The sequence below is a fragment of the Embleya australiensis genome (assembly GCF_051903075.1).
Lineage (GTDB): Bacteria > Actinomycetota > Actinomycetes > Streptomycetales > Streptomycetaceae > Embleya.
Map to the genome: position 1 here is coordinate 158,045 of NZ_CP182423.1, position 22,886 is coordinate 180,930.

Genomic DNA, 22,886 nt, shown 5'->3' on the forward strand with positions numbered 1-22,886 from the left:
CGCACGGCGGGCGTCGGTCGTGCCCGGCAGGTCACGGGATCGGGGTCTACCACTCGCCGTAGATGTTGCGGATCCCGGTGCTGCCGTCTGCCTGCGGCACGAGCTTGAAGGATTGGGCCGCATAGCCCGCGTAAGGTTCGCCGCTGACCCGGCCGGTGTTGATATCCATGTGCAGGACCCGACCGGACTGGGGGTTCCTGATGCCCTTGGAGCCGTCGCTCTGGTCGACGAAGACGAATTGCTGGTCCGGCCGCCCTGCGGTGTACGGCTGCCCGCTCACCACGCCGTCGGATCCCATGGTCAGTGCCAAGCCGTGGTACGTGTTGCGGATGCACCTGAAGCCGGGCTGGAGGCCGATGCTGACGGTGAAGCTCTGCCAGGCGTTCCCCGACTGCAGTTCGCCGGTGACGGCACCGTTGCTGCTCATGGTCAGGACGCTTTTCGTGGTGACTTCCGGGTCCATGTTGAACAGCATGTGCAGGTTGCCCCCGTGTTCACGGATGAACGGGGACCAGTCGGCGAGTCTCTTGGAGTTGATCGCGACCTCGGACTGGGCCCAGTCCCGTCCGTCGTAGGACCAGACCGCCATGCGGGGCAGCCACGTCGACGCGAAGGCCACGAACAGCCGTGGCTGCGGGTTCTCATAGAGGCCGTGTGTGGCCACGGTCGCCGACGGCGCGAGCCTGGCATCGGCTTGGCGGACCATCTCCTCCGGCAGCGTCTCGTCCCGCCAGGTCACCCCGTCCGTACTCGACATGGCCCGCAGACCGGACGCATGCCTCTGGGGCGTGCTCCAGTAGAACATCCACAACCGGCCTTGGAACGACGCCCCTGCGACTGCGTAGTCCGTGCGCCGAAAACTGTCGGAGTTCGGCGGCATCTCGGCGAGCAGCGTCCAGGACGGCTGCGCACCCTCAACGTATCGGTGGACGTTGATGGCTCTGAGCCCATAATACATGGCCAGGTGAAATCGGTAGAGAGACCCGTTGTGAACGACGAGATCCCCCTGACCGTAGATACCTACGTTCGGACCTCCTTCGATGAGGTCTTGGCCCCGGATCCGGGCTGTCGCGGGATCGAGCTCCTGCGTCAGCATGTAGTTCGCGTAGTTCGGCGAGTTGCTGGGCGCGAACCACAGCAGGAGCAGTTTGTCGTTGAGGTTCACGATGGACGGGTCGAACATCGTGTACACGACCTGGGCGTTGTGGGCGTTCGTGACCGTGCGCGGCAGGCTCCAGTGCTCACCGTTGTACCTGCCCAACTGGACCGCCCCGTCGTACCTGCGGTACACCGCGTACAGCACGTCACGCACGTCGCGGATGTCGTCGCCCGTGACGGTCTCGCTTCGCACGGCCATGGACGGGCGCGTCGAGCCGCTGACCAGCTGGGGGATCTCCACCTGCTTGGACCAACGACCCGCGTAGTAGATGGAGTGGCGCAGGGCGTCCGCGATGACCGGCCCGAACGTGGTGTGGATGGTCAGGGTGTATTTGCCGCCGCCCCCGTCGAAGACCAGATCGGACATCCCGCCGTTGGACTGAGCCATGCGCACCAGCGCGTCACGGTTGAAGTTGATGGTCAGTTCCTTGACCAGGTCGTCCCTGTTGAACCCCAAGATCCAGTCGATCAGCTTTGCCACGGCGACGGTCAGCACGTGCGCGATGGCCTCGGTAAAGTCGCCCGTCAGCGTTGCCTCGAGCGCCGCCCAGGCGCTGTTGCGGGCCACGTCCGCCAGTCCCTGGCGCAGCTTGTTGACGTCGTTCCCGCCGGGGTCGGACTCCCAGCACTGGATGTGCCCGACCACGAAGTGCTCGGCCGGCCCCTTGAAGAACCAGGCGTCGGGATCGAACGAGGTCACGGTCCCTGTGCTGATCGACCCGTACACCCGCGTGACCATCACGATCTGGGGCTGGGCGCCGGCTTCGCTGGCTGAGCCGCTGGCCCAGTAGATCTCGTCGTGGCCCGACTCGCCCGACTCGCGGTCGCACCGGAACTTCGCGAACCTCAACCGTGTTTCGTGGATCGCGTCGATCGCGTACTCGGTGGCGTCGGTCGGCGGGGCCGTCACCGTCACCACTTCTTCCAGCCCCGTCAGCACCCCCTGCCCGAACTCCTCGACGCCTATCCGCCGCGCGGTGGGCAGCGCGTCGATCTCCCCAACAGCCGAGGGCAGCCACGCCCGCAACTCCTGGGCGGCCACCCCCTCTTCCAGGGAGCGCTCGGCCACCAGCTGCGGGAACAGCGACGCGATACCGGCCTGCGAGGCGGGCTCCCGGTAAATGCGGCCGAACCCCGCAACCTCCTCCTCGCCGAACAAGGCCACCAATTGGTCAGTCAACCGTTGTTCCAGATCCGTCAACGCCGCACCCGACCCCCGCCGAGCGGCACCGTGTAACGCCACGGCCACCAGGACGTTCGCCGCACGGCTTTCCGCCAGCCGCCGCCCGGACCGGGTGTGGGACCCGGCCGCCGACAACTGCTCCCGCAACAACGCGGCGCGCTCGGCCCCCGTCCGGAACGGCGGCCTCTCCCTGCGCGGCGCCTCCGTCCCGGCGTCCTCGACGCCTGCGCCGCCCGGCGCCCGCGCGGCCTCCCCGTCCGCCCGGACCTGCTCCCCGCCTGCGACGCCGTCCCCGGATTCCTCGCCCATCACACGTCCCCCTCTCTCCTTGGCCGCGTCGCCGGAACCGGCTGCGGCGCGATCCTTCGACGGTTGCGTTCGGCTCGGCGCCTTGCCGGGGACGAACGGTCCCCTTTCACCCCATGGCACCGCCCGAAAGGTCGTGCGCATCGTCCGCAACGCGGAGCCGGGCGCCCCGGCAACGGCCGTGACGCCATTGCGCAGACGATTGGGATCGTGCCCCGCCGACACGCCGCCCACCCCCCCAATTGCACGGACCTGTTGGGGTGTAGGGCAGGTCCAGGTCACGGGGCAGCCATTGAGCATCGTCCAACGATTACCGGAGCCCGGCGCCAGTCGACCTTGGCTCGCGGACGTCGAGACGAAGGTTCGCCAACGGCACTGATGGCCAACTACCCCTGACCAGAATGGCCAACAGTCGATGACCACCACACCGCTGACCAGCATCGCTTCGAGCGGGTCCGGCCACCTATCGCCAGCGGTCACAGCCGGCGGGCCCGATCGAAGGCACGGGCGGAGGCGGTGAACCGGACCATCGACCACGGCGCCGGCCCGCGGCGGCGCCCGGTGAGTGGTCGGCCGGGCCGCTCGTCGCGGCGGTTTGCGCGAACCGCCGCGACGGCGGCGTTGCCCGGGTCGGGATGTGGGCTCCGTCTACTACGGGAGGGGCCGGCGTGGCCGAGCACATCGAGGACCGGGAGCACGACGAGACCCGGCCGGGCGGTGGAGGGTCGGTGTCCGTTGGGTACGCGGTCGGCGCACGCCTGCGACGGGCCGACCGACGACGCGGACGAGCTGTTGCTGGGGTGGGTGGCCGCGTGCGGCGGCGCCGAGGACGGCGTGCTCGGCTGCGCGGTGCACTTGGGTGAGGTGCTGGTGGTGTGGGATCCCGGGCAGTGGCACGGCATCTCGTCACACGGCTCACCCGACGACACCGCGGCGGTGGCGTCGGCGGCCGAGCGGATCGCGGCCGAGGTCGCCGAGGGGCGGTGGATCGTGGCTCCCGGCCCGGCCAACGACGAGGTGTTGCCCCGTCCGGCCGCGCGGGACGAGCTGGTGCGGGCGGTGCGCGCGGCGCGGGGACGACCCGAGCCGCCAGAGCGTGTCTCTCTGATCGGCTGGTCGGTTGAGCGGATGTGCCTGTTCGGTCAGTGATCACTGATGCGATGTGGGACCGGATCGAGCCGCATCCGGACGCGGAGCCAGGTTCGAGTCAGCGGGAGCTGTGCGCTGCTTGGAGGGCCGCCCATTCCAGGACGGGGAACTCGTAGCCCCAGCGCCTCCGGTACCCGTCTGTCCCATGCTCGGAGAGAAGCTCCTCGATCATGGCCATGAAGGCCCTGACGAACGCCTCTGTTGGTACCCGACCTGCCCAGACCAGCCTCGCGTCCGACCACCAGGACGACGGCTCGCTCAAGTCCGCAAACTCCACTATCTGAACGAAGACCTCCTTCTCTGTCTGGTTGAAGAAGACTCTCGTCCCGTTCGGCTCGTCGACGAACGTCACGAAGGTCGCACTGCAACCGAGGAGCAGAGCCCGGACACCGTTCATGAACCCGGCCAGGACCTCAGCCCCTACGTACGAGGCGTGCACCTTCTGTTCGGCATCGTTCACCGACCACGACCACCTGGCCCACCCGGGCCCGCCGAGCTTCCAGCGCATGCTCTGGTCATGTGCCGAAGAATCGTTGAATGAACTGTGAAGCATGCCTTCCCCCTGTGCCAAGCGATGCTGACCCTAGAAGTCGCCGAGTCGACCATGACTCGATCATGAGCACGACGATGTCACAGACGTATCTGAGAGACAGGCCCCAGCCGGGCCTGCTCGGAGGGTGCTCGGGTCGGTGGTACCGGGGCGCCGGGTGTGGGCGGTGTTCGAGCGGGACGACCCGGCCGAGGGGTCGCCCAGTGAAGAAGTCCACATCCGCCTCCGGCTGTTCGGGGGTTGTGACCAGGGGAAACGGTCCCGTGGGGTCGGACGCGTAGGCAACACGGTGAGCAACACGGTAGGCAATACGAAACGCAACACGGTGGGCAACAGGTACGGCAACACGGTAGGCAACCCCGGTCCGGGGGCCGCCGGTTTCAAAAATCGCCCCCCGTTCGAGGCGGCCGGGCCGGCCATCGTTCACCCGCGAGCGCGCGTTCGACCAGGACCACGGCGCGCTCGGTCGCCGCGGCGGGGATCCCTCGTACTCGTACATCCGCAGGACACCGTCCAGGGCGTGCACCGGGATCGCGTCGCGCAGATCCAGGCGCGCGGTCCCGTAGCCGTCCCGCGCCGCGGCGAACACCGCGCTCGACACGCTGGTGGGCCTCCTGGGCCTGGCCGGCCCGCACTGACCCCCGGCCCGGCGACCCGTCGCGTCCCCGGGCGCACGGCCCGATCACCGGAGGGGGGTGGCCGGCGTCGGGCCGCGCGGGCGCCGACCACGGGGAAGCCGACACACCCACACCACTACCCCACCGTCACACAAGGCAATGCTCCGAATGCCTTGTGTACTCGGCGAGTTCCGCCCCCCGGGGGGCGGACCGGGCATCACGCCGTAGTCGCGAATCGACCCGACCGCGTGCCGCCGAACGTCGCGGCGCCTCGGCACGAACACCGACCACGGCCGCACCGGGGGGCGGGTGGTCGGGTGGTTCTACGGCCCGGCGTCGTCGGGGATCGTATGCGTGGGATCCGCCGGCAGCGGGCGGCGTTCCGGCGGAGGCACCGCCTGGGTGAAGTTGGCGAACGGCTCCGCCGCCCCGATCAGCGCGGCCAACGTCGGGGCGGGCGGGTCGTTCGGGTGGGCGGCCAGCGCGTCGCGGGCGTCCAGGATCGCCGCGCGCAAGACCTCGTGTTGCGTGGTGGGCACAGGCCGCAGGCTATCCGGGGCCCCCGGGGAAAACCACGCCACATGCCGCCGGGTCGGCGAGGGTCACGCTCGGGGCGGCACTCGTTCGAGCGAATCGCCGCGCCACCCGATCCCCGTGGGCATCCGTCTCATTGGGTTTCGAGGGCCCCGGGAGGCGTCCCCGCGGGGCGGCGGCCCCGAGTCTCGCGCCTGGACCCCGCGAGGCACCGGGGCGTCGGGACCGCCGCGCACACGACGGGTCCGACAACGGCCCGCCCGGGTTCGTCCGTTCGGGAGACGAGCCGAGGCGGGCCGAACGCCCGGGAGGCGTCGTTCGGGCGACGCGGGGCGTGGTCGGGTGTGCGCGGCGGCCACAGCGTCCGATCGCTAATCGGGCGGATCGGGTGTACGTGACCGGGGGTGCCACCGCTCACCGGCCAACGCGCGCGCCACCAGGTCGACGGCGCGCTCCGTCGCGGCGATGCGGGATCCCTCGTACTCGTACATCCGCAGCACGCCGTCCATGGCGTGCGGGGGCACCGCGTCGCGTAGGTCCAAGCGGGCGGTGCACCCGCTACGGCCGCGTTGACCTTCTCGCGATCGACGAACTCGGATACATGGAACTCGACCGCCGCTGCTTCTCGTCGGCAGCCTCGAACTCCTACCGTCTCGCCACCACCCGTGCCCGCGCCGAACAGCAAGCCGCCGGTTGATCCACTGCCCGCTAACGGGCGTTGGCGTTGGCGTTGGCGTTTCCGATTCCGACCGCCAGCGCGGCCATCTTCCGCAAGCGCTCGTAGTACTCGATCGCGCCGGCCTCGTCATCGATCGACGGCAGGACCTTCTCAACGGCCGCGAGGCACACGAGCAAGAGTCTCCGGCGCTGCTCGTCAAGGGGGCCCGAAAGCGACGAGGAGACACAGCCGGCGATGTCCGCGTCCAGCAACACCATGTCAAACAATCTGTCTTCGTGCTCGAACTCCCGACCGCGAACATGGGGTGGGAACGGCGCACGCAGGTGTTCTTCCCACAGCCGTGAGAGCAGGTCCGGTTCCGATTCGCTCATGCTCGAGATCATGCCTCACCAACCCGGCTCTGCGGGACAAAGCCACCGCAGACACGTCGGCGCCCACTGACCCCGTCCGGCTAGGGGCCGAACGGCCGGCCCTCGCGCGAGCGCCCCTCGAGCACCCGCGGCAGGAACATGTCGACTCCGGGACGTCCGGACGCAGCCTGTGGCAGGTGTGTTGCCGGTCCAGGAGCCACAGCCACTCCCCCGGCCCGCAGCGGTCGGCGAGCCCGTCCTGGACGACGTCCACCGGACGGTCGAGATTCCGACCGCCGGGGTCCTCGCGCAACGCGTCCGGGCTCCACGTGATCGACGGCGAGGGCTCCGTGATCCCCGGGAACTCGCACACGCCGGCCCTGAACGCGAAGCGGGCGTCGAAACGGTTCGGAACACCCGGCGCAGCGAGCAGGGTTCCGACACACGAACACACCGCCCGCCACAGGGAATTCTCGATCGCGTCGCGCGGCCTTCTCAAACCCTGCGACACCGCAGGTCAACCGACCCATCACCGAACGACACCCGCGCCACCACAGACCAAAGCCCCAGGTCACCAAGCACAGACCAACCTTCTCAATCAGTGCCGCACCCCAGGTCAGAGCCCCGCGCCCCAAACCCGCCATTGAGAAGACAGCCGGAACGGAGCGACCGGCCCATTCGCTGGCTCCCTCGACGCGAGCTCCAACGGTCCCGGGCGGTCCGGACTCCTCGGAAGTCTCAGGTGTGGGGTATCTCGATGTGACGAGGTTTGGAACGGTCGGGGGCGTCGTACCGAAACTGGAAGATGTGGATCCGCTTCGGGTCGACCGACGCTGGCACCGGCTCCCGGAGGTAGCAACGGAGCTTGTATGTCGTTCCGGCCGGCATGGGCTCCCCGGAGTCGTCGAGTTCCTCGGGGTCCCCCTCGAAGGTCCGGTCCCGGTGCTCGCAGACCGGCCACGCGTAAATGCATCCGGGGCCGGGCGGTTGTTCGCAGACCGCTCTGCCGGCTCCCGAGCCCGGATCCGCGGCGAAAACGAGTTCCTCGACGAGTTTGCTCGGTTCGGCGGTCCGATCCCTCTGGAGATTCTCCAGGGTGAGGTCGACATGGAGGAACACCTTCCCCGGGGGTGCCGCCTCCTTCCGCGCCTGGGGCCCACTGCCGAGGATCGGCAGAGGCGTGCGATACCGGAAACCCTCCCAGTCGGTCAACTCGATCGTCTCGTCCGCGGGTCGCGGATCGGGTCGGCGCTCTGCGCCCTCGGCCGGGGCCGTCGAGGCCGACGAGGCGCGAGGGGGCGGATCGTCACCGTTCCCACCACAGGCCGACGCCAGTAAGAGCCCCGCGGCGACACCCGCGGACACCAGTCCGTTGCGCATGATCGATCTCCCACCTGTGGGACGGGACGAACACGACGGCCCCAGCCTGCCAGCCCCACCCCCCATCCGAAGGGCAACTCCCGGACTTCGACCGCCCACCCCCCGGGGAGACACCCCGGTGGACCCGGACCGACGCCCGGCCACCGCCACCACCGACCGGCCTCGGCCTCCATCCACGCAGAAGGAACCGCCACACCTTCGAACCCGATTCGACAGCATCCACCGCGCGCATCTCACGGCGACTACTCCGCGATCCGGGACTGGCATCGCGGTGACATCGACCGCCGTCCCCTGTGCGCGAGCACGCCCGAGGAGATGTCCCCGCTGGGTGCGCGGCTGCGCGCGATCGCGATCCGTGACGGGCAGGCCTCGCTCGCCCGCGGCCTGCCGTACGTCTTCGGGACGGCGCAATGCCCGCCCTGCGGGGGCGCGTTCGCGATCGCCTCCGCGTTCGAGAAACGCGTCGCATCCGACGGCACGCCCAAACTCCCGGGAACATGAACGCCCCGGCCGCGCCCGGGAGTCCGTCGGCCCGGGCCTCGGCCCACCGCGGTTCGGGCGCGGGACGTCAGAAGCAGGGCTCCGTCGGGGGGCCGGGCCAGGTGTCGGGGTCGAGCATCCGCCACAGGGTGTGGGACAAGCCGTCGGCGCCCAAGTCGTCGACCTGCGTCAGCCAGGGCGTCGGGGACAGCAGTCGGTGGAGTTCGGGGGTGACGGTCTCCTCGATCATCGTGCGCAGCGTGTCGCGGGGTCGTCGACCAGGCACAGCCACCCCAACGCGGCACACCCGCACCTCCGGGGAGCGGGTCGCGTCCGACCACAGGGCGCGGGTGAACGCGGCCGTGTCCTCGTGCCGGTGTTCCCGGGCCAGTTGCGCGATCACCAGGAGCCGTCGCCCGCCGGCTGGGCCGCGACCCGTCGACCCTCTCGCGGGAGCTTCGCCGCAACGCCCCAACGCGCAATGGGAGGCCGGACTGCCGGGCGTAGGGGGTGTGCAGGCCCTCGACCGTGGCCGAGGGCCTGCACACAGGTGACCGGCGTACTCCAAATACGCCCGTCGAGGATCCGTGGCACGGTGGCGTCCGAGAGCCGAAATCCCATCCATACCTTCGCCGGTGTCTCCCACGTTTTGCAATTCGAAGTCTGGACAGGGTGGAACGGCATGCCGGTATGAGGTGTGGCTCCAACGCGTGATCGTGCTGACCGGGCAGTATACGGTCATCACCGCTTTGGGACAGGCGTGGAACACCGATCGGAAGGGTCTATTCCGGTTGGTTCTGCTCGCGACCCGTGCGGCAGGATTCGAAGATCGAGCAACGCCTGCGGGCTCCAAACCCACAGCAGGTCTGCCGTGTTGGCGTCCGAGATCCCTGATCCATGGAAGGCATCCTCATGAGTGCAACCTCTCCCTGCGAAAGCCCCAGGCCGCGCCGTCGCCGTGCTTGGGGGCTCCTCGTGGTCGTACTGATTGTCGTCCTGGGCGCTCTTGCGTGGAGGACGCCTGCCATGGCTGTGCCCCTCACGGAACTGGCCACGGCCGTGGTGGGGCTTGTCGGGGTAACCGTTACCAGGCGCCGTCTCGATGCCGTCTGACCCGAAGCCGTCAGGGGACGAGCGTCAGGTTCCGAGCCCACGGCATCAGCAGCCCAGCGAGGTCGCGCGATGGCTGGAGCTGTCGCGCGGCCGGGCGCGTCTTTCCTTCGGGCGGTTGGCGATGGCCACGGGATACGCCAAGTCCACCTTGCATCGGGCCCTACGCAATGGCTCTTGTTCGTGGAGCGTAGCCAAGGCCGTCGCAGACGCATGTGGATCCGATGTGAGCGAGATCAGGGCGCTTTGGGAGGCGGAATACGACGTTGTGCGATTCCCTGCAGCAATTCCGGCTCCGGAGTCGATCCATACGCTCGAGGGGCTCAGAACGGCCATGCGGCGAATGTTGGACTGCTCGGGGCTCACCCTGCGCCGGCTCGAGGAAGCCGCAGGGGTCGGCATGCTGCCGAGAAGCACAGTAAGCCGGGCAATCCGGGGCCCCGGGGCACCCAGCGACGTTCTCCTGCGTGCTTTCGTGGAGACCTTGGGCCGAGGAGAGCAGACATCGGCTTGGCTCGCGGCTCTGCAGACCGCCGTCCACGAGGCCTCTGGGGACAGGACGGCGTCCGAGCCGGTGCATCTCGTACCATCACCTCGAATTTTGAGCGTCCTGGCCGATATCCCCATGGGCAGGTCGGAATGCCTGGCGGAGCTGATCGACAATGCCTTGCACAGGCTCGAGGACGCCGGCGAAGAAGCGAACGGGGCCCAACTCGTGCTGATCGACTTCGAAGCGGGGACGGAGCATCGCCGACAGAGCTCGGTCGTCGTCCGCGACAACGGCCCCGGAATGGATGGCCTCTCCCTCGAACGTGCCTTCGCCGCAGGCTGGACAGACCGCGAGGCGCGGCATCACGAGATCGGTATCGGCCTCACTGTGGCCACGGCGAGGCTCGGCCGTCACATCACCCTGCGAAGCACCCGGGCCCTCGACCTGTGTTGGACCGTGATCGCCTGGGATCTAAGCGAGGCCGGCCAACCGAACTGGGCTGCTGCGGTGTGGACGGAGAGGAAAGCGGAGGCAGGCGATCACGGAACCGAGATCACCATTCGCGGTCTGCGCGAGCCCTGGCAACAGAGTATGGGGCCACCCCTGAGGCGCATGCTGGGCGACAAGTTCGGATATCTACTCAGGGAAGGCAAACTCCGACTCTCGGTGAACGGTCGCCCGGTGCCACCGCGCCTGCATTGCGTCTGGGCGGAAAACCGTACCGTGCGCATGGGCAACCGCGACGTCAACGCCGTCCAACCTATCGACGTGCCGCTGCCGACCTCAGGCGTCTGCGCCGACTGCCGGCATGCGGCCACTGAGCCGCAGGAACTCTGCGCCCGGTGCGGTGGGGAACGATTCACTTACGTCGATCGCCGAATCACGGGCTGGATCGGCGTTCAACGCTACACGGATGACACCGACTACGGGATCGACTTTCTTCGAAACGGGCGAAAGATCCTCACACGCGACAAGTCACTCTTCACATGGCGCAGCCCTGATGACGACACCGAAATCCTCGAGTACCCAGAGATGAGGGTCGGCCGAATTGTGGGCGAGGTTCACTGCGACCACGTGCCCGTGGCCTACTCCAAGAACGCGTTCGACTACGAAAGTCCCGAATGGCAACAGGTCGTACGCGCTGTTCGCGGTGACGGTCCCTTGGGCGTCTTACGGTCCAAGCAGTTCGGCTACCCACCCAACCTGAGCCCCCTCGGAATCATCTTCGGCGCCTACCGGCGCACCGATCCCGGACTGCGTTACCTCTTCCCTGGAGACGGACGAACGTCCCTCGCCAATGCGGCACGAGAATGGGGTCGCGCCTTCCACCGGGGCGACCCTGCGTACGCGAGCGACGAAATTTGGTACGCCGCCGCGCAACGACACACGGAACTGTGCCGCGACGGAGGCACGAAGCCAAGGCGTTCGGTCTGATTGGCCATCACGTCTCAACGCGAGCGCGGCACGATCCCAGGACGTCAAGGTCGAGACGTCTCGGTCGGCCATCCGCCGTCGCGAACCCGACGACAGCGTATGGGCCGCACGGCACCCAGGACCACCGTCCGGGGCTGACCGGGCGGCCTGGGGGCGCATACTCGTCGACTTCGTCGCAAGCGTGGGCCGCCGCCTTGGTGGCGGCGGTCGCTGCGCGCACGGACACCGCACGGGGCTGTTGACCGAACTCGGCATGAAGTGGTGAACGGGCGGATCAGAGCGGAACCATGCGGACGACGGTCACCAGCAGGAGGCGGAGGAGCAGCTGGTCGGGTTGCGCGGCGCGCAGGTCGGCGGCGCAGCGGACGGATGTGCTCATGGCCGGCCAGGACGAGAACGACGGGTAGGCGTTGGTTGGTTCGGGTTTGTTCGGGGCGGAGGCCGACGGCCTGTTGTAGGACCTCGCCGAACGCATCGGCGCGACGTTCGTGTACGCGGGCATCGACGTGGTGGCGACCGCGTTGTTCACCGGGCACGCGGGGCACAACTCGCCGGGCGCGCCTCACTCGTCGAATGCGGGGCGTTCCCCGAACGGCTCGGCACACGCGAACCGTTCGAAGAGTTGATCACCGGCGTGGAAACCGCGCTCGACCTGAACGCATACCGCACCGGGACACTCCCCCGCCTCGCGCCCTATCTCCACCGACGCACCGCCGGCCGGATCGGCAGCCTCACCGCCTCTTCCGCCAGGCCGCTACCGCCATCGACGACAGCTCCGAAATCATCACCAAAACCGGCCTCGACGCAATCCGCCTCGACCGCACCGCCGAGACACATCACCGCCCCACCACCCGGCCACGCACACCCGGGCGGTAGACCGCCACCCCCACCCCTGCAACCCAGCTCACAACGCCGTGAACGGCACAAACATGATCCGGGCCTTTAGGCGGAGAAGGTATGTGCAACGCACCCGCGCGTTCTCAGCGAAACCGCGAAACCCCCAGGCCGGGCCCGCCACGGCCCTCGCCCGGACGGCCATGAACCGTTGTCAACCAACTGCAACGCCCCAGCCCACCCCACACACCAACCAATCAGCCCCCAGGCTCAACCGCCCGGTGTCCAACGCATCGCCTGGCGGCAGTTCGGCGGATCCGCCGGACCGTTCGCGTCGTGCGGGGACGCGGAAAGCGTGCGGCCGTCGGGATTTCATGAACGACAAGGCCCGGGTGAACGGTCCGGCGGCGTGGTGGGGGTCGGTGACGGTCAGGCGCAGGGCCCAGTCGTGAGGGCTGTAGTCGGTGCCCCAGGGCATGACGACGATGCCGCCGGGTCGGGTGCGGGCGAGCCAGGTGGGTGGGATGCGGCGTACGCCGGCGGTGATGTGGATCCGGTCGAACGGGGCGGTGGCGGGGTGTTCGGTGGTGGCGTCGGCGGTGATCACGGTGACGCGGTCGGCGTATCCGGCGCGGGTCAGGTTGGCGCGGGCGCGGTCGGCGAGGTCAGGGTCAATCTCGACGGTGGTAACCGTGCAGCCGCGGGCGGCCAGCAGCTCGGCGGTGTATCCGGTGCCGGTGCCCACGTCCAGGACCCGCATGCCGGGGGCGGCGTCGAGGTCGCCCAGCAGGGCGGCGACCGCGGCCGGCGCGGACACGGACGAGGAGGCGAGGGTGCCGGGGGCGTCGCCGGTGTGGGCGCCGTCGTCCCACTGCGTCACCAGCGGGTCCGGCCCGGTCGCGGCTCGGTGCCACGCCCGGGGGTCGCGGGTGCGGTCGACGACGGGGGCGTAGGTGCCGGTGGCGAGGTCGAACGGCCAGACGCGGTCCGGGACGAACGCCGCGCGGTCCACCGTGGTGAACGCCTCCTCCCAGCCCGGGGGTAGGGCGTCCGCCGCCTTGAGGGTGTCGACGATCGTCGGCCTCGTGGGGGTCGTGTCATTGATCGTCCTTGCGGTGGTCGCCGCCACCACCGGGGTCGCTCCCGTCCGGGTTCGGGTTGCTCGGCGGTTTCGGGCTCCGATCCGAAGGACGGCTGTCCTTGTCCGGCTTCCCCGATGATCCGCCATCACAATCCCCTTCCCGTCGGCAGAGCGACCGTCCGACCTCGAACCGCGAAAGCCGCGGCCGCCCGGGGCGGACTTCCTCCGAGCGTTCACCGAATGTCACCCTGCGTCAAGTCCTGACGGCACCCGGTCGGGGTCGTCGGCCGCAGCACCCTGCCGAGGCCGTAGATCTCGGCCGTGTCGGCGAGCTCGATGTGCACGTCCGCCGCCGTGGGGCCGCAGTCGGCGGTCCCGGGGGCGGTGACGTGGTCCATGCCATCCCGGTAGCGGGTGCGGCAGCGGCAACAGGTCGGGGTGGTGGGCGACGTCGAGTTCGTCAACCTCGACGTCGCCCTCCGCCGTAACGACGAGGTTCGCCGGCCGGACGTCCCCATGGCGCTACCCCGCAACGTGCAGACGGGTGAGGGCACGGGGGCCACGTCGAGATCCAGCGCGCGCACGGCGGGCCAGGAGCGGGTTCACCACCCCAGCCTCGCGGCGATCGGCGGCGGATCGACGACGAACCAGCGAGCGCGGCCTCGGAGCAGCGGTTCGGCCGTGGCCGGGGCAATCGGCAGGTCGTTGCGGGCAGCCGAATCCGCCGACGTTGTCGGTCTCGAGGTGGTGCCGGCGGTGGGTGTCGGCGACGAAGTAGAGTCCGGTTTCAGTGTCCGAGTTCGTGGTGTCCGGCCTCGATGTACCACGGGTTCTCCGCCAGGGCCCGGTACAGCGCCGCCTGCCAGCAGTTGAGGTGTTCGGCGCCCCAGAGGCTCTCCTGGTGACGGAGTTCGCCGAGTATGTCCTGGGCGGTCAGGCCGGTCCAGGATCTGCTCCGCACGCGCAGTTCGGGGCCGGCTTGCGCGGCGTAGAGCGTCGCGAGGTCGAGTCTGTCGAAGTGGTTGCTCACCCGCGTCGCCCATGGATCCGGCATGTCCGGTGGCGGAGCGACGTCGAAGGTGACCGCCGGCGTCGGTGGGCCGGTGATGCGGGCGAACAGCCAGATGTGGTCGTTGACGGCGTCGTCGAAGTACGGGTGCAGGGCCTGCTCTTCGGCGGTCCTCGGTATCTGGTCGAGTTTGTTGTGGTTGCACCGTTGGCACACGGGCACCAGGTTCGCGGGTGTGACGGCCAGCAGGGGGAAGTCCGACTTGGGGAGTTGGTGATCGAGGGTGTCCGCCAGGCCGTGGTGGCACAGCGGACACCGGCCGCCGGGGGCGGCCTTCAGCAGTTTGTTGTACACATCGCGCCCGGGGCCGTTCTTGCCGGCCATGCGGGACGTGTAGGTGCCGACGAGTTCGTCGTTGATCCCGCTCGGATCAGGGGTTGTGCCGCCGGGTTCGTGTCGAAGACCCGAGAGCGTGTGAAGACGGGCGGCGCGCGCCGCCGTCTCGTAGTCGGCGGCCGCGGATACGACGGCCTCCTCGTACGACGAAAGGAGGGCCTTGGCCGCGGGTCTGGCCTTGGACAGGCACGTCCTGTAGACGGTGCGGGCGTCGAGAGCGGGCGGGGGAACGGACAGCATCAGGAGTTGCCTCCCGTATCGCGGGTGGCGATGAGGGAGCGGGCGATGATGCGTGCCTCCGCGCCGAGCCGGCCGCCGAAGCGGCGTACGAGAGCGTCGAAGGAAAGCCCTTGTTCCACGAGGCGGTTCAGGTCGCGGTGGAAGCCGGTGTCGGTGATCTCCAGTCCGAAGACCTCGTGCGTCAGGATGCCGACGTTCTCCCCGTATGTCTCCATGCGGGGGCGTTCCGCGGCGACGTGCGTCCCCTGGCGGCGCAGCTTGTATACGCAGTGTCTCGGGACTTCCTGGAGGACGACCGGTGAGTGGGTGGCCAGGATCGCCAGGCCGTTGCGGTCGTTGAACAGGTCGGACAGCACGCGCACGAACGCGGACAGGAGTGGCGGGTGAAGGTGGGTCTCGGGTTCGTCGACGAGTACGAGCGTGCGCTCCCCGACGTGGTGCACCAGGTGGGTCACGGCCAGGAGCACCGCCTTGTGGCCGGAACTCAACGAAGCGAAGAGCAGCCGGGCCTTGATCCGGCGCTGATCGGCTTCGGCCGTCGCCTCGAAGTCGTCCAGCCAACCGGGTTCCAGCAGTCCGCTGCCGGAGTAGCAGAGCGTCCTCAGCGCGGCGAGCCATCGTTCGGCCTGCGCGCCGTTCAGACACGCCTCCATGCTTTCCGCGAACTCCTGGGCCAGTTCCGACTGTGACTTCGTTCGAGGCTGACCCGTCGTGGTGGGGTGCACGAGGCCGACGCGATAGGCGGCGAGCTTCTTGGAGTCCGGGAACGGCCGGTGGTCGAAGACGCTGAAGGAGACGCTGACGAGCGTGTTGAAGGAGCGAGGCCCATCGCGGTCGACCTCGCCGATCCGTCCCACCGGTTCCCGGGACGGGCTCACCTCGTCACCGAGGGAGGCCCATGCCAGGTGGTGGAGCAGCAGCGACTTGCCGACCCCGTTGCGTCCGGTCAGCACGTGAACGTTGCTGGGCGGCAACGTGTCGGGGTCGACCGCGAACGACAGTTCGAGTCGGTCTTCTCCCGATGCCGGTGCCTGGTAGGTGACCTCGAATGCCTTGAGCCGATCGCCGCCGCGGGCGATGCGACGGAACTGCTCCCGGACAACGGCGGCCTCGACGAACCTCAGGAGCGACTCGTTCGTGACGGCTTCGCGTTCGGCGACGGCGTAGGCGTCTTCGTCGAACGCCATGTCCCTCAGACCCTTGAGTACCGCGCGTCGAACGAGGGGGTCGAAGCCGTTCAGCCGCTCGTAGTACGTGTCGTCCTGCCCCACCGAGAAGTACTCGGGTCCCAGTTCCTCGAACGCGGGGTGTGGGGTGCCTCGAAGGTTTCGGACAGAGATCCAATAAGGTTGACCTGTAAGGAACCGAGGAAAGCAGCAAGATGGCACGCCCCAACCCGTACACGCCCGAGTTCCGCGAGGAAGCGGTTCAACTGGCATTGAAGTCCGCGCCCCGGGCGATCGCACAGACCGCGCGGGAGCTCGATGTCCACCCGGAAACGCTCCGCGCCTGGGTTCGAGAACATCAGCGCAGGCACGAAAAAGCCGAAGGGCCGCTTGCCGTTGACGAACGCGCCAGGTTGAAGGAACTCGAACGCCGCAATCGCGAGCTCGAGATGGAAAACTCGTTCCTGAAAAAAGCCGCAGCGTACTTCGCGAAGGATCCCCGGTAGGCAGCAAGTACGAGTTCATCGAGACGATGCGACTCGATACCGTGGAGTACGCATATCCCGTCGCATTCATGTGCGACCGCCTCGGTGTGTCCAAATCCGGCTACTACGACTGGCGGCGCCGCCCGGAATCCGCGACCGCCGGGCGGCGCGAGGAATTGAAACGGCTGGTCACGAAGGCATTCGAGATGTCCGACGGCACGTACGGATATCGTCGCATCCGCGCGCAGATGTTGCGCTGGGGCGTGGCGGCCGGCCCGGAGTTGGTGCGGCGGATCATGCGCGACCTGGGCCTGGTGCCCTGCCAGCCCCGCCCGAAGCGCTTGTCCCTCACCCGCGCCACGTCCGCGCCTGTGCCGGACCTGGTCGGCCGCGACTTCACCGCCGCCGCTCCCGGGGAAAAGCTCGTCGGGGATATTACGTACATTGCGACGGCCGAGGGTTGGCTTTATCTCGCGACTGCGATCGACTGCTGCACGAAAGAGGTCGTCGGCTACGCGATGGACGACCATTACCAGACGCCGCTGATATCACGGGCGATTCGCAACGCGGCACGCAATCGCCCCCTTGCCGAGGATGCCATATTTCACTCCGATCGCGGAAGCAACTACATGTCGGCAGAGTACGCGCAGGTGCTCGGCGGACTCGGCCTGCGTCGCTCCGTCGGTCGTACGGGGATCTGCTTCGATAACGCAATGGCCGAGTCTTTCTTCGCATCCTTGAAGAACGAGTGCGTCTCCCGCACGAAGTACTCGACTCGCGAGGAAGCTCGACGAGATATCACTCGGTATATAGAATTCTGGTACAATCGCAAACGACTCCACTCGGCGGTGGGATATCGCCCTCCTGGCGAGGTGCATGCCGAGTTCGAAGAGTTGCGACTCGCCGCGTGAACTCGACAGTCATGACCCTGTCCGAGAAACGCGAGGCCCCTCAGTGCAGGGGAACGCGGGCGGGTCCACCCGGCCCCATACCCGTGCGGCCGACCTTGACCGTGCCGACATCCGTGCGCTCCGCGCCTTCGCGGATGCTCAGGTGGAACATCGTGTAGTACCCGAAGTCGTTCCATCCGTCGCGTTCGAGGACCACCGTGATCTGTGGATTCGTCGGTGGGGGCGCATTGCGATCGATCACCACGAACCGCACAGTGTTTCTCCCGGTCGTCTGCGTCGTTTGCCGTGTCGGGACCGCACGCGGCCCAGCTGATGGTACGACCGCGGCAACGGCATGTCGGGCATCGGAGTCCCGGTCAACGGGCTTAAGGACGTCAGGGGTTGGTACCTGGGGCGGCGTGTGGCTCGGGAGAGGAACAGGATCACTGTGAAGTGGCGCCTGCGCAGGACTCGCCGCCGGGCCCATCGGGCCCCGGGGCGCTGCGGGTCGTGCTGGTCGACCGCGGTCGCGGCCAAGGGACGTCGTGCCGGTGCTGCCGCCGACCGCAGTCGAGGTCCACACTGCGGCGGAGCACCGGCACACCGGTTCGCGGCGCGGCGGGAGCGGGCCTGGGGTGGATGCCGCGCCGGGGCGACCCGTACGAGACGGATGGCCCCGACCCCACCTCCGTCGGCGCCGGCCGGGGCGGGATCGGCCCGGGTGCCCGTCGTGTCTTCAGCAGGTGGTCTGCGTGCGTTCGGGGACGGCTTCGAGCGGGTCGGTTTCGCAGCGCGGTCGGGTGCGATGTGGTCGTATGTTCATCGCAGTTCGTCTGGTCGCTTGTGGATGGTCGAGTGGATGGGGGTGTTCGGTGGGTGATCATATTCCGTTGGCAGAGGTGATCGATCGGATTCGGGCCGAGTTGATCGATGCGGCCGGTCGGGCAGCGGGTGCGGGTGTGCATTTCCCGGTGGGTTCGGTGCAGATCGAGTTGCAGGTCGGGGTCACCAAGAGTGCCGACGCGAAGGGCGGCGTGAAGCTCTGGGTGGTCGATCTCGCCGGTGGTGGCGCGGTGTCTCACCAGGCGGTGCAGAAGGTGACGGTGAATCTGGATCCTCCCGTCGATCGTCACGGTCACAGGATTCGGGTCGGTCGCGAACTCGATGAGCGTCCGTGACGACCGGGCCGGCAACGGAGCGTGCACGCGACATGTTGCGTCCGGTCCTGACGATCGCCCGGGGTGGTGTCGACGGACCGGTGTGGCTGGCCGGGTCCGGGAACGTGGTCCGGCCGGGGATCGTGGTGACCGCGGGTCACAACATCGGCGCCGGTGATCGGTCGGTGCGCGCCGGGGGTGTGGAGTACCCGTTCACGGTGGTCTACGACGGGCGGCAGGACGGGCTCGATCTCGCCGTCCTGGACGTGGACGGGTTGCGGGAGGCGCACGCAGTCACACGCTTCGCGCGGGTGGATCGGGAGTCCGTCGAACTGTTGCACGGATGTTGGGCGACGGGCTTTCCGCGGTTCATGGAACAGCGCGCGCAGGGTCGGCCGTTGCGGGATACCGCGCAGGCGTTCGGCACCATCGCGCCGGGTTCGGGCCTGGTGTCCGGGCATTTGCGTCTGTCGGTGACGAGTCCTCCGTCGGACCTTGCCCGGGAGTCCCCGTGGGAGGGGATGTCGGGCGCTGTCGTGTTCGCCAGGGATCGCGACTGGCATGCGGTTGCGCTCGGTATCGTCGTCGAACACGGCCTCGCCGAAGGGCCCGGTTCGTTGACCGTGCTGCCGTTCACCGCGCTGGACGAACTTGCCGACTCCGTTCGGGGCCGTGTCTGGGGCCTGCTGGGTGGCGGGCACGCCCTGTCGACGCTGCCCTCGCGAAAGGACGTGCACAACCTCGAGGCGCCGGGTGGGGCGTGGACGCTTCTCGAAACTTTGTGGTCTAGGAGGGCGTTCTCCCACGGCGATCACCGGCTCGTCCACAGTCCCGCGATCCAGGACCATCCCTCGGATCTGGTCACCGACGCTCTCGCGAGCCTCAACACGAGCCGGGCGGTCGCCGTGGCGCGCTCCCTCGGTCACAGTGCCGTGGAACTGCGGGCGGCGCTGGGCGACTTCGCGGAACCGGCACCGCTGCCCGTGCGCCGGGCGGTGCGCACGTTGGAACGGCTGTGCCAGGACCACGCCGAGAACTTCGACCCCGGTTACGGCCGTGGGCCGGACTTCTTCGTCCACCTCCCCACGATCGGCCACGGCCTGCCCCTGCACGACCTCTCCCTCGGACCCACCCCGCTGGGCATGCCGGCGGACGACAGCTTCGCGGCCTTCCGGGTCCTCGCGCGATTCCTCGCACAGTCCTGTGAGCACCTGGTCAAGGTCCGCAAGGCGGCTCTCAAGCTGGTGTCCGCCCTCGTCGAGACCTACCCGACATTGCGTACGGAGGGAGACGCGGACGCGGTCGCCAAGAGCATCCGCAACGGCATCACGCAACTGCGGAAGCTGGCTCCGGCGCTGCAACGCGCCGCCGACGTCGTCGGTGACGTCATCGACCGATGCGACGACCTCGACGCCCGCCGCGACCACCTGACCGCGCTGATACGGCAGCAAGACGGGGCCACCGCACGTCTGTTGCACGGCATCGCAGCAGTCCCCTCCATGCAGACCTGGATCGTCCCCACCCCCGTCCCATCCGCGTGAGCGGGTGCAGGCCCAGTGCCATCAAACGGCGGGAGCGGGGACTTCGCGGGCGCGGCCATCGTCCGGCGCACCGTCGGAACCGACTACGGCGGCCCCTCCGCAGCGTTGGAGGACCCCGGTGTAGCCTCCGTCGCCCTCGGCGCGCGACCAGCGCATCGCCGCCTCCGCGCGTCGTGGCAGTCCGGGCACCTCGCCGCGGCCGTACCGGGCCTGGATCTGCTCGCCCGTCGGCCGGCAAGGGCGGGCGATCGACTTCGGGGGCGTGAACTGCGGTGGTCGGGTGGCCCGGGTGAGGGTGGAGTGCGCCCCGGCCGGCGTGGGTTCCGTTCCTTCCGCGGGCGCGTTGGTCCCGGGTCGCCGGGCGGGCGCACGCCTCGGGGCCACCCGGGCGGCGCGATGCCCGACCGGCGGTCGGGCAGGTCGGGCATCGATCAGCACTCTTCGCAGCACACGATCGATGGCTCGCCGAGCATCTGGAACGGGCGATGTGCTTGATGGTCACACAACGACGCCGGCGGGGCTGCCGGTCCTGCCGGACGAATCCGGAACGGACGTCACGCTGTGGGGGCGTTCACGGCGCGGGTGGCGGGATCGAGTGACATGCGTGTGTCCAGGAGGGCTTCGAGTTCGGGCTCGGGCCAGGGGCGGGTGTCGGTCCAGGTGGGGCGCCGGCGGCCGGTGGCGATGTCCTCGTACAGGTCGGTGACCGTGACGCCGGGTCCGATGGCGCGGGTGGTGGCGGGTGGGCTGCCGGTCCAGGCCCAGCGGATCGCCGCGGCGAGGCTGTACTGCTCGGCGGCGTCGGTGAGTTCGATGTGGGTGTCGGGTGGGGTGTCGAGGATCCGCCGGGCGATCTCGGGTGCGGTGGGCTGGTCCATGCCGCCGCGGTAGGGCACGGTCGGCGCCAGGTCGGCGTGTTGGGCGAGGTCGTGGTCGATGAACGCGATGCTCGTCTCGTCGTCGCCGACGAGGATGTTGGTCGGTTGGATGTCGCCGTGGTGCCATCCGGCGGCGTGCAGCGCGTGGAGCGCGTCGAACGCGCGGTGGGTGATCGCGCGCAGGCGCGGGCCCGCGTCCGGGGCGGCGCGGCCCTCGCGGGTCGGCAGGCACCACATCCACAGGGTGGTTCCCGCGCACCATGGGAGCGCGGTCCACACTCCGTCGCCGACCCGCCCGCTCGCGCCGGCCGCCGGGTGGAGGCCCTGGGCGTGCAGGCGGTCCACGACGCGGATCTCGTGCAGGAGGTTGGCGGCCGGGACGGGTTCGGTGGCGGCCTTGATCTTCCAGTCGCCGACGCGCCACGCGAGGGTGTGGTGTTCGGTCAGCGGTTCGGGGGTGTCGGCGAGGTCGAGGGTTTCGATCGCGGCGGCGAGCAGCGGGTTCATGGCTCCATCCTGGCGTGCGGGAACGGGATGTCGGTGTCGTTTCGCCCGGCGCGGCCGTGGATCAGCAGGTCGGCGATCGCCTGCGCGATCGGCTGGTCGGCCAAGGCCTGGACGAACCCGAACTCGCCGTTGGGGTTCGTCTCCAGATACGACCAGCCCGCCACAGTGACGACGAAGTCAAGTGCGGCGTAGGCGAGTCGAAGGTCGCGCACGTGTGCCACGCACGCGCGGGCGATGGCTGCGGGCACCGCGAGCGGTGCGTAGTGACAGCGTCCGCGCGGGGTCGCGCGCCAGTCGAGGGCGCCGTCGTCGGTGGTGATCCGCGCGCCGAACACGGCGTTGTCGACCACGGTCACCCGGGCGTCGAAGACGCGGTCCTCGATCAGGGCCTGGAGGTAGTGGACGGTGCCGGCGACACGGTGCAGGTCGTCGTCGAGTCTGACGCGGGTGGTCGGCACGAGGGGGATGTCCCGCTGGGTCAGCGCCTTGACCACGACCCGGTCGCGGTGGTCGCGGATGAACGCGCGGGCACCGTCGGGGACGCTGGTGAACAGGGTGTCGGGCACGGTGAGACCCCTGTGGTGGGCGGACGCGAGCTGCGGGGGTTTGAGCGCGGCCGCGGCGACGGCGATCGGGTCGTTGCACCACACCTTCAGGGGGTTCGCCTTCAGGAGTCCGAGCAGCACGGTGGTGTTCTCGTGGGCCCGCCACCGGTCGACGCCGGGATCGATCGTCTCCGGCTGGGTGGGTTTGCGCCAGTACACCGCGCACGTGCGGTCCATCGGCGCGACACGGTCACCGTGGCGCAGGGCGCCGTACCAGCGGCCCGCGCGGAACCGCCCTTCGACCTCGAGGTCCTCGCGCATGCGCGCGGGGTCCAAGCGCACGACGGTGGCGCGAGCGCCGAGCAGATCCACCACCAAGTCGGCGGTGAAATCGTGCTCGGCGGCCACGACCACGACCGAGGGTCGGTCAGTCATCCGTCTTGATGCCCTTCGGCTCCTGCGTGCCGGTGTAGTCGGCGACCAGGGCCGGGTCGGCGGCGTGGATCAGCAAGACCCCGTCCGCGGTCACGTTCACGGCGAGGTCGGGGTCGAAGTGGTGCTCGGGCAGCGGCCGCACCGCGCCGGTGGGGGCGGTGAGCGCGCGGTCGAGGATCAACGGTCGAGTCATGTGAGGGTTCTCCTTGTCCGTGCTGGTCGGGCCTGCCGGGGGGCCGATGCCGCAGGGCCCCGGATCCACGGTCCACCCGCGCGCGGCGGGCCGGGGAGGTCAAACCGGC

At 69.1% G+C, this 22,886-nt stretch carries 22 protein-coding genes and 2 pseudogenes; 8 read left to right on the forward strand and 16 right to left on the reverse strand.

Annotation, left to right across the window (positions count from 1 at the left end; all coding sequences use genetic code 11):
• Window positions 1-46: 46 nt before the first annotated feature.
• Window positions 47-2,881 carry a hypothetical protein gene (locus ACMXN5_RS31055; protein WP_439678227.1) on the reverse strand — a complete coding sequence of 945 codons (2,835 nt, stop codon included), beginning with the start codon at window positions 2,879-2,881 and terminating at the stop codon, window positions 47-49.
• A 501-nt stretch (window positions 2,882-3,382) separates the two neighbouring features.
• Between ACMXN5_RS31055 and ACMXN5_RS31060 the strand changes: the two genes are divergently transcribed.
• Window positions 3,383-3,796: a hypothetical protein gene (locus tag ACMXN5_RS31060; RefSeq protein ID WP_439678228.1), complete on the forward strand. Its 414-nt coding sequence runs from the start codon at window positions 3,383-3,385 to the stop codon at window positions 3,794-3,796.
• A gap of 58 nt (window positions 3,797-3,854) precedes the next feature.
• On the opposite strand, the gene ACMXN5_RS31065 is transcribed toward ACMXN5_RS31060, so the two are convergent.
• From ACMXN5_RS31065 to ACMXN5_RS31075, 3 genes are all read right to left on the reverse strand, one after another.
• The gene (locus ACMXN5_RS31065; protein WP_439678229.1) at window positions 3,855-4,256 is read right to left on the reverse strand and encodes a hypothetical protein; all 402 of its coding nucleotides are present in this window, start codon (window positions 4,254-4,256) and stop codon (window positions 3,855-3,857) included.
• A gap of 1,030 nt (window positions 4,257-5,286) precedes the next feature.
• Window positions 5,287-5,502 carry a hypothetical protein gene (locus ACMXN5_RS31070; RefSeq protein ID WP_439678230.1) on the reverse strand — a complete coding sequence of 72 codons (216 nt, stop codon included), beginning with the start codon at window positions 5,500-5,502 and terminating at the stop codon, window positions 5,287-5,289.
• Window positions 5,503-5,868: 366 nt separating this feature from the next.
• Window positions 5,869-6,039 carry a hypothetical protein gene (locus tag ACMXN5_RS31075; RefSeq protein ID WP_439681447.1) on the reverse strand — a complete coding sequence of 57 codons (171 nt, stop codon included), beginning with the start codon at window positions 6,037-6,039 and terminating at the stop codon, window positions 5,869-5,871.
• Between the two features lie 14 nt (window positions 6,040-6,053).
• Between ACMXN5_RS31075 and ACMXN5_RS31080 the strand changes: the two are divergent.
• Window positions 6,054-6,194, forward strand: a pseudogene (locus ACMXN5_RS31080) (IS21-like element helper ATPase IstB); the annotation flags it as partial.
• Between the two features lie 11 nt (window positions 6,195-6,205).
• Here the strand turns inward: ACMXN5_RS31080 and ACMXN5_RS31085 are convergent.
• The 3 genes from ACMXN5_RS31085 to ACMXN5_RS31095 form a co-directional block, all read right to left on the reverse strand.
• Complete coding sequence (locus ACMXN5_RS31085; RefSeq protein WP_439678231.1) at window positions 6,206-6,547, reverse strand: hypothetical protein; 342 nt, start codon at window positions 6,545-6,547, stop codon at window positions 6,206-6,208.
• Window positions 6,435-7,037, reverse strand: coding sequence for a DUF2716 domain-containing protein (locus ACMXN5_RS31090; protein WP_439678232.1), 603 nt, complete (start codon window positions 7,035-7,037; stop codon window positions 6,435-6,437). Before ACMXN5_RS31090 ends, ACMXN5_RS31085 begins: the two co-directional genes overlap by 113 nt.
• A gap of 227 nt (window positions 7,038-7,264) precedes the next feature.
• The gene (locus ACMXN5_RS31095) at window positions 7,265-7,906 is read right to left on the reverse strand and encodes a hypothetical protein (RefSeq protein WP_439678233.1); all 642 of its coding nucleotides are present in this window, start codon (window positions 7,904-7,906) and stop codon (window positions 7,265-7,267) included.
• A 315-nt stretch (window positions 7,907-8,221) separates the two neighbouring features.
• Between ACMXN5_RS31095 and ACMXN5_RS31100 the strand changes: the two genes are divergently transcribed.
• The gene (locus ACMXN5_RS31100; RefSeq protein WP_439678234.1) at window positions 8,222-8,407 is read left to right on the forward strand and encodes a hypothetical protein; all 186 of its coding nucleotides are present in this window, start codon (window positions 8,222-8,224) and stop codon (window positions 8,405-8,407) included.
• Window positions 8,408-8,474: 67 nt separating this feature from the next.
• Here ACMXN5_RS31100 and ACMXN5_RS31105 read toward each other — a convergent pair whose 3' ends face one another.
• Window positions 8,475-8,789 (reverse strand): hypothetical protein, encoded by a 315-nt coding sequence (locus ACMXN5_RS31105; RefSeq protein ID WP_439678235.1) that lies wholly within the window; start codon window positions 8,787-8,789, stop codon window positions 8,475-8,477.
• Between the two features lie 8 nt (window positions 8,790-8,797).
• On the opposite strand from ACMXN5_RS31105, the pseudogene ACMXN5_RS31110 reads away from it, so the two are divergent.
• Both ACMXN5_RS31110 and ACMXN5_RS31115 read left to right on the forward strand, forming a co-directional pair.
• Window positions 8,798-8,890 (forward strand): annotated as a pseudogene (locus tag ACMXN5_RS31110) (helix-turn-helix domain-containing protein); the annotation flags it as partial.
• Between the two features lie 1,207 nt (window positions 8,891-10,097).
• Window positions 10,098-11,420, forward strand: coding sequence for an ATP-binding protein (locus tag ACMXN5_RS31115; RefSeq protein WP_439678236.1), 1,323 nt, complete (start codon window positions 10,098-10,100; stop codon window positions 11,418-11,420).
• 1,048 nt (window positions 11,421-12,468) lie between these two features.
• On the opposite strand, the gene ACMXN5_RS31120 is transcribed toward ACMXN5_RS31115, so the two are convergent.
• The 4 genes from ACMXN5_RS31120 to ACMXN5_RS31135 form a co-directional block, all read right to left on the reverse strand.
• On the reverse strand, window positions 12,469-13,383 hold the full coding sequence (locus tag ACMXN5_RS31120) for a protein-L-isoaspartate O-methyltransferase family protein (protein WP_439678237.1): 915 nt from the start codon (window positions 13,381-13,383) through the stop codon (window positions 12,469-12,471).
• 185 nt (window positions 13,384-13,568) lie between these two features.
• A complete protein-coding gene (locus tag ACMXN5_RS31125) occupies window positions 13,569-13,733 on the reverse strand; it encodes a hypothetical protein (RefSeq protein ID WP_439678238.1) in 165 nt (54 codons plus the stop codon).
• 389 nt (window positions 13,734-14,122) lie between these two features.
• A complete protein-coding gene (locus ACMXN5_RS31130; protein ID WP_439678239.1) occupies window positions 14,123-14,980 on the reverse strand; it encodes an HNH endonuclease in 858 nt (285 codons plus the stop codon).
• The gene (locus ACMXN5_RS31135) at window positions 14,980-16,251 is read right to left on the reverse strand and encodes an AAA family ATPase (protein WP_439678240.1); all 1,272 of its coding nucleotides are present in this window, start codon (window positions 16,249-16,251) and stop codon (window positions 14,980-14,982) included. Before ACMXN5_RS31135 ends, ACMXN5_RS31130 begins: the two co-directional genes overlap by 1 nt.
• A gap of 110 nt (window positions 16,252-16,361) precedes the next feature.
• Between ACMXN5_RS31135 and ACMXN5_RS31140 the strand changes: the two genes are divergently transcribed.
• A protein-coding gene (locus ACMXN5_RS31140) for an IS3 family transposase (RefSeq protein WP_439673378.1) occupies window positions 16,362-17,542 on the forward strand; the annotation gives its coding sequence in 2 pieces (ribosomal slippage) (window positions 16,362-16,626 and window positions 16,626-17,542; 1,182 coding nt in all).
• Window positions 17,543-17,582: 40 nt separating this feature from the next.
• On the opposite strand, the gene ACMXN5_RS31145 is transcribed toward ACMXN5_RS31140, so the two are convergent.
• Window positions 17,583-17,786: a hypothetical protein gene (locus ACMXN5_RS31145; protein WP_439678241.1), complete on the reverse strand. Its 204-nt coding sequence runs from the start codon at window positions 17,784-17,786 to the stop codon at window positions 17,583-17,585.
• Between the two features lie 625 nt (window positions 17,787-18,411).
• On the opposite strand from ACMXN5_RS31145, the gene ACMXN5_RS31150 reads away from it, so the two are divergent.
• Together ACMXN5_RS31150 and ACMXN5_RS31155 are read left to right on the forward strand one after the other, a co-directional pair.
• Entirely contained in the window at window positions 18,412-18,699 is a 288-nt protein-coding gene (locus ACMXN5_RS31150; protein ID WP_439678242.1) for a trypco2 family protein, read from the forward strand.
• 32 nt (window positions 18,700-18,731) lie between these two features.
• Window positions 18,732-20,219: a S1 family peptidase gene (locus ACMXN5_RS31155; protein ID WP_439678243.1), complete on the forward strand. Its 1,488-nt coding sequence runs from the start codon at window positions 18,732-18,734 to the stop codon at window positions 20,217-20,219.
• Window positions 20,220-20,773: 554 nt separating this feature from the next.
• Here ACMXN5_RS31155 and ACMXN5_RS31160 read toward each other — a convergent pair.
• The 3 genes from ACMXN5_RS31160 to ACMXN5_RS31170 are packed head-to-tail and all read right to left on the reverse strand — an operon-like array spanning window position 20,774 to window position 22,777.
• On the reverse strand, window positions 20,774-21,604 hold the full coding sequence (locus ACMXN5_RS31160; protein WP_439678244.1) for a hypothetical protein: 831 nt from the start codon (window positions 21,602-21,604) through the stop codon (window positions 20,774-20,776).
• Complete coding sequence (locus ACMXN5_RS31165; protein WP_439678245.1) at window positions 21,601-22,584, reverse strand: ATP-grasp domain-containing protein; 984 nt, start codon at window positions 22,582-22,584, stop codon at window positions 21,601-21,603. The genes ACMXN5_RS31160 and ACMXN5_RS31165 overlap by 4 nt, the downstream gene beginning before the upstream one ends.
• Window positions 22,577-22,777, reverse strand: coding sequence for a hypothetical protein (locus ACMXN5_RS31170; RefSeq protein WP_439678246.1), 201 nt, complete (start codon window positions 22,775-22,777; stop codon window positions 22,577-22,579). Before ACMXN5_RS31170 ends, ACMXN5_RS31165 begins: the two co-directional genes overlap by 8 nt.
• Window positions 22,778-22,886: the final 109 nt, after the last annotated feature.

Excerpts from the sequence above, each read along its gene's own strand:
- ACMXN5_RS31085 (WP_439678231.1), bottom strand. The coding sequence starts at position 6,547 with ATGAGCGAATCGGAACCGGACCTGCTCTCACGGCTGTGGGAAGAACAC.
- ACMXN5_RS31095 (WP_439678233.1), bottom strand. The coding sequence starts at position 7,906 with ATGCGCAACGGACTGGTGTCCGCGGGTGTCGCCGCGGGGCTCTTACTG.
- ACMXN5_RS31100 (WP_439678234.1), top strand. The coding sequence starts at position 8,222 with ATGTCCCCGCTGGGTGCGCGGCTGCGCGCGATCGCGATCCGTGACGGG.
- ACMXN5_RS31125 (WP_439678238.1), bottom strand. The coding sequence starts at position 13,733 with ATGGACCACGTCACCGCCCCCGGGACCGCCGACTGCGGCCCCACGGCG.
- ACMXN5_RS31130 (WP_439678239.1), bottom strand. The coding sequence starts at position 14,980 with ATGCTGTCCGTTCCCCCGCCCGCTCTCGACGCCCGCACCGTCTACAGG.
- ACMXN5_RS31155 (WP_439678243.1), top strand. The coding sequence starts at position 18,732 with ATGTTGCGTCCGGTCCTGACGATCGCCCGGGGTGGTGTCGACGGACCG.
- ACMXN5_RS31160 (WP_439678244.1), bottom strand. The coding sequence starts at position 21,604 with ATGAACCCGCTGCTCGCCGCCGCGATCGAAACCCTCGACCTCGCCGAC.
- ACMXN5_RS31165 (WP_439678245.1), bottom strand. The coding sequence starts at position 22,584 with ATGACTGACCGACCCTCGGTCGTGGTCGTGGCCGCCGAGCACGATTTC.
- ACMXN5_RS31170 (WP_439678246.1), bottom strand. The coding sequence starts at position 22,777 with ATGACTCGACCGTTGATCCTCGACCGCGCGCTCACCGCCCCCACCGGC.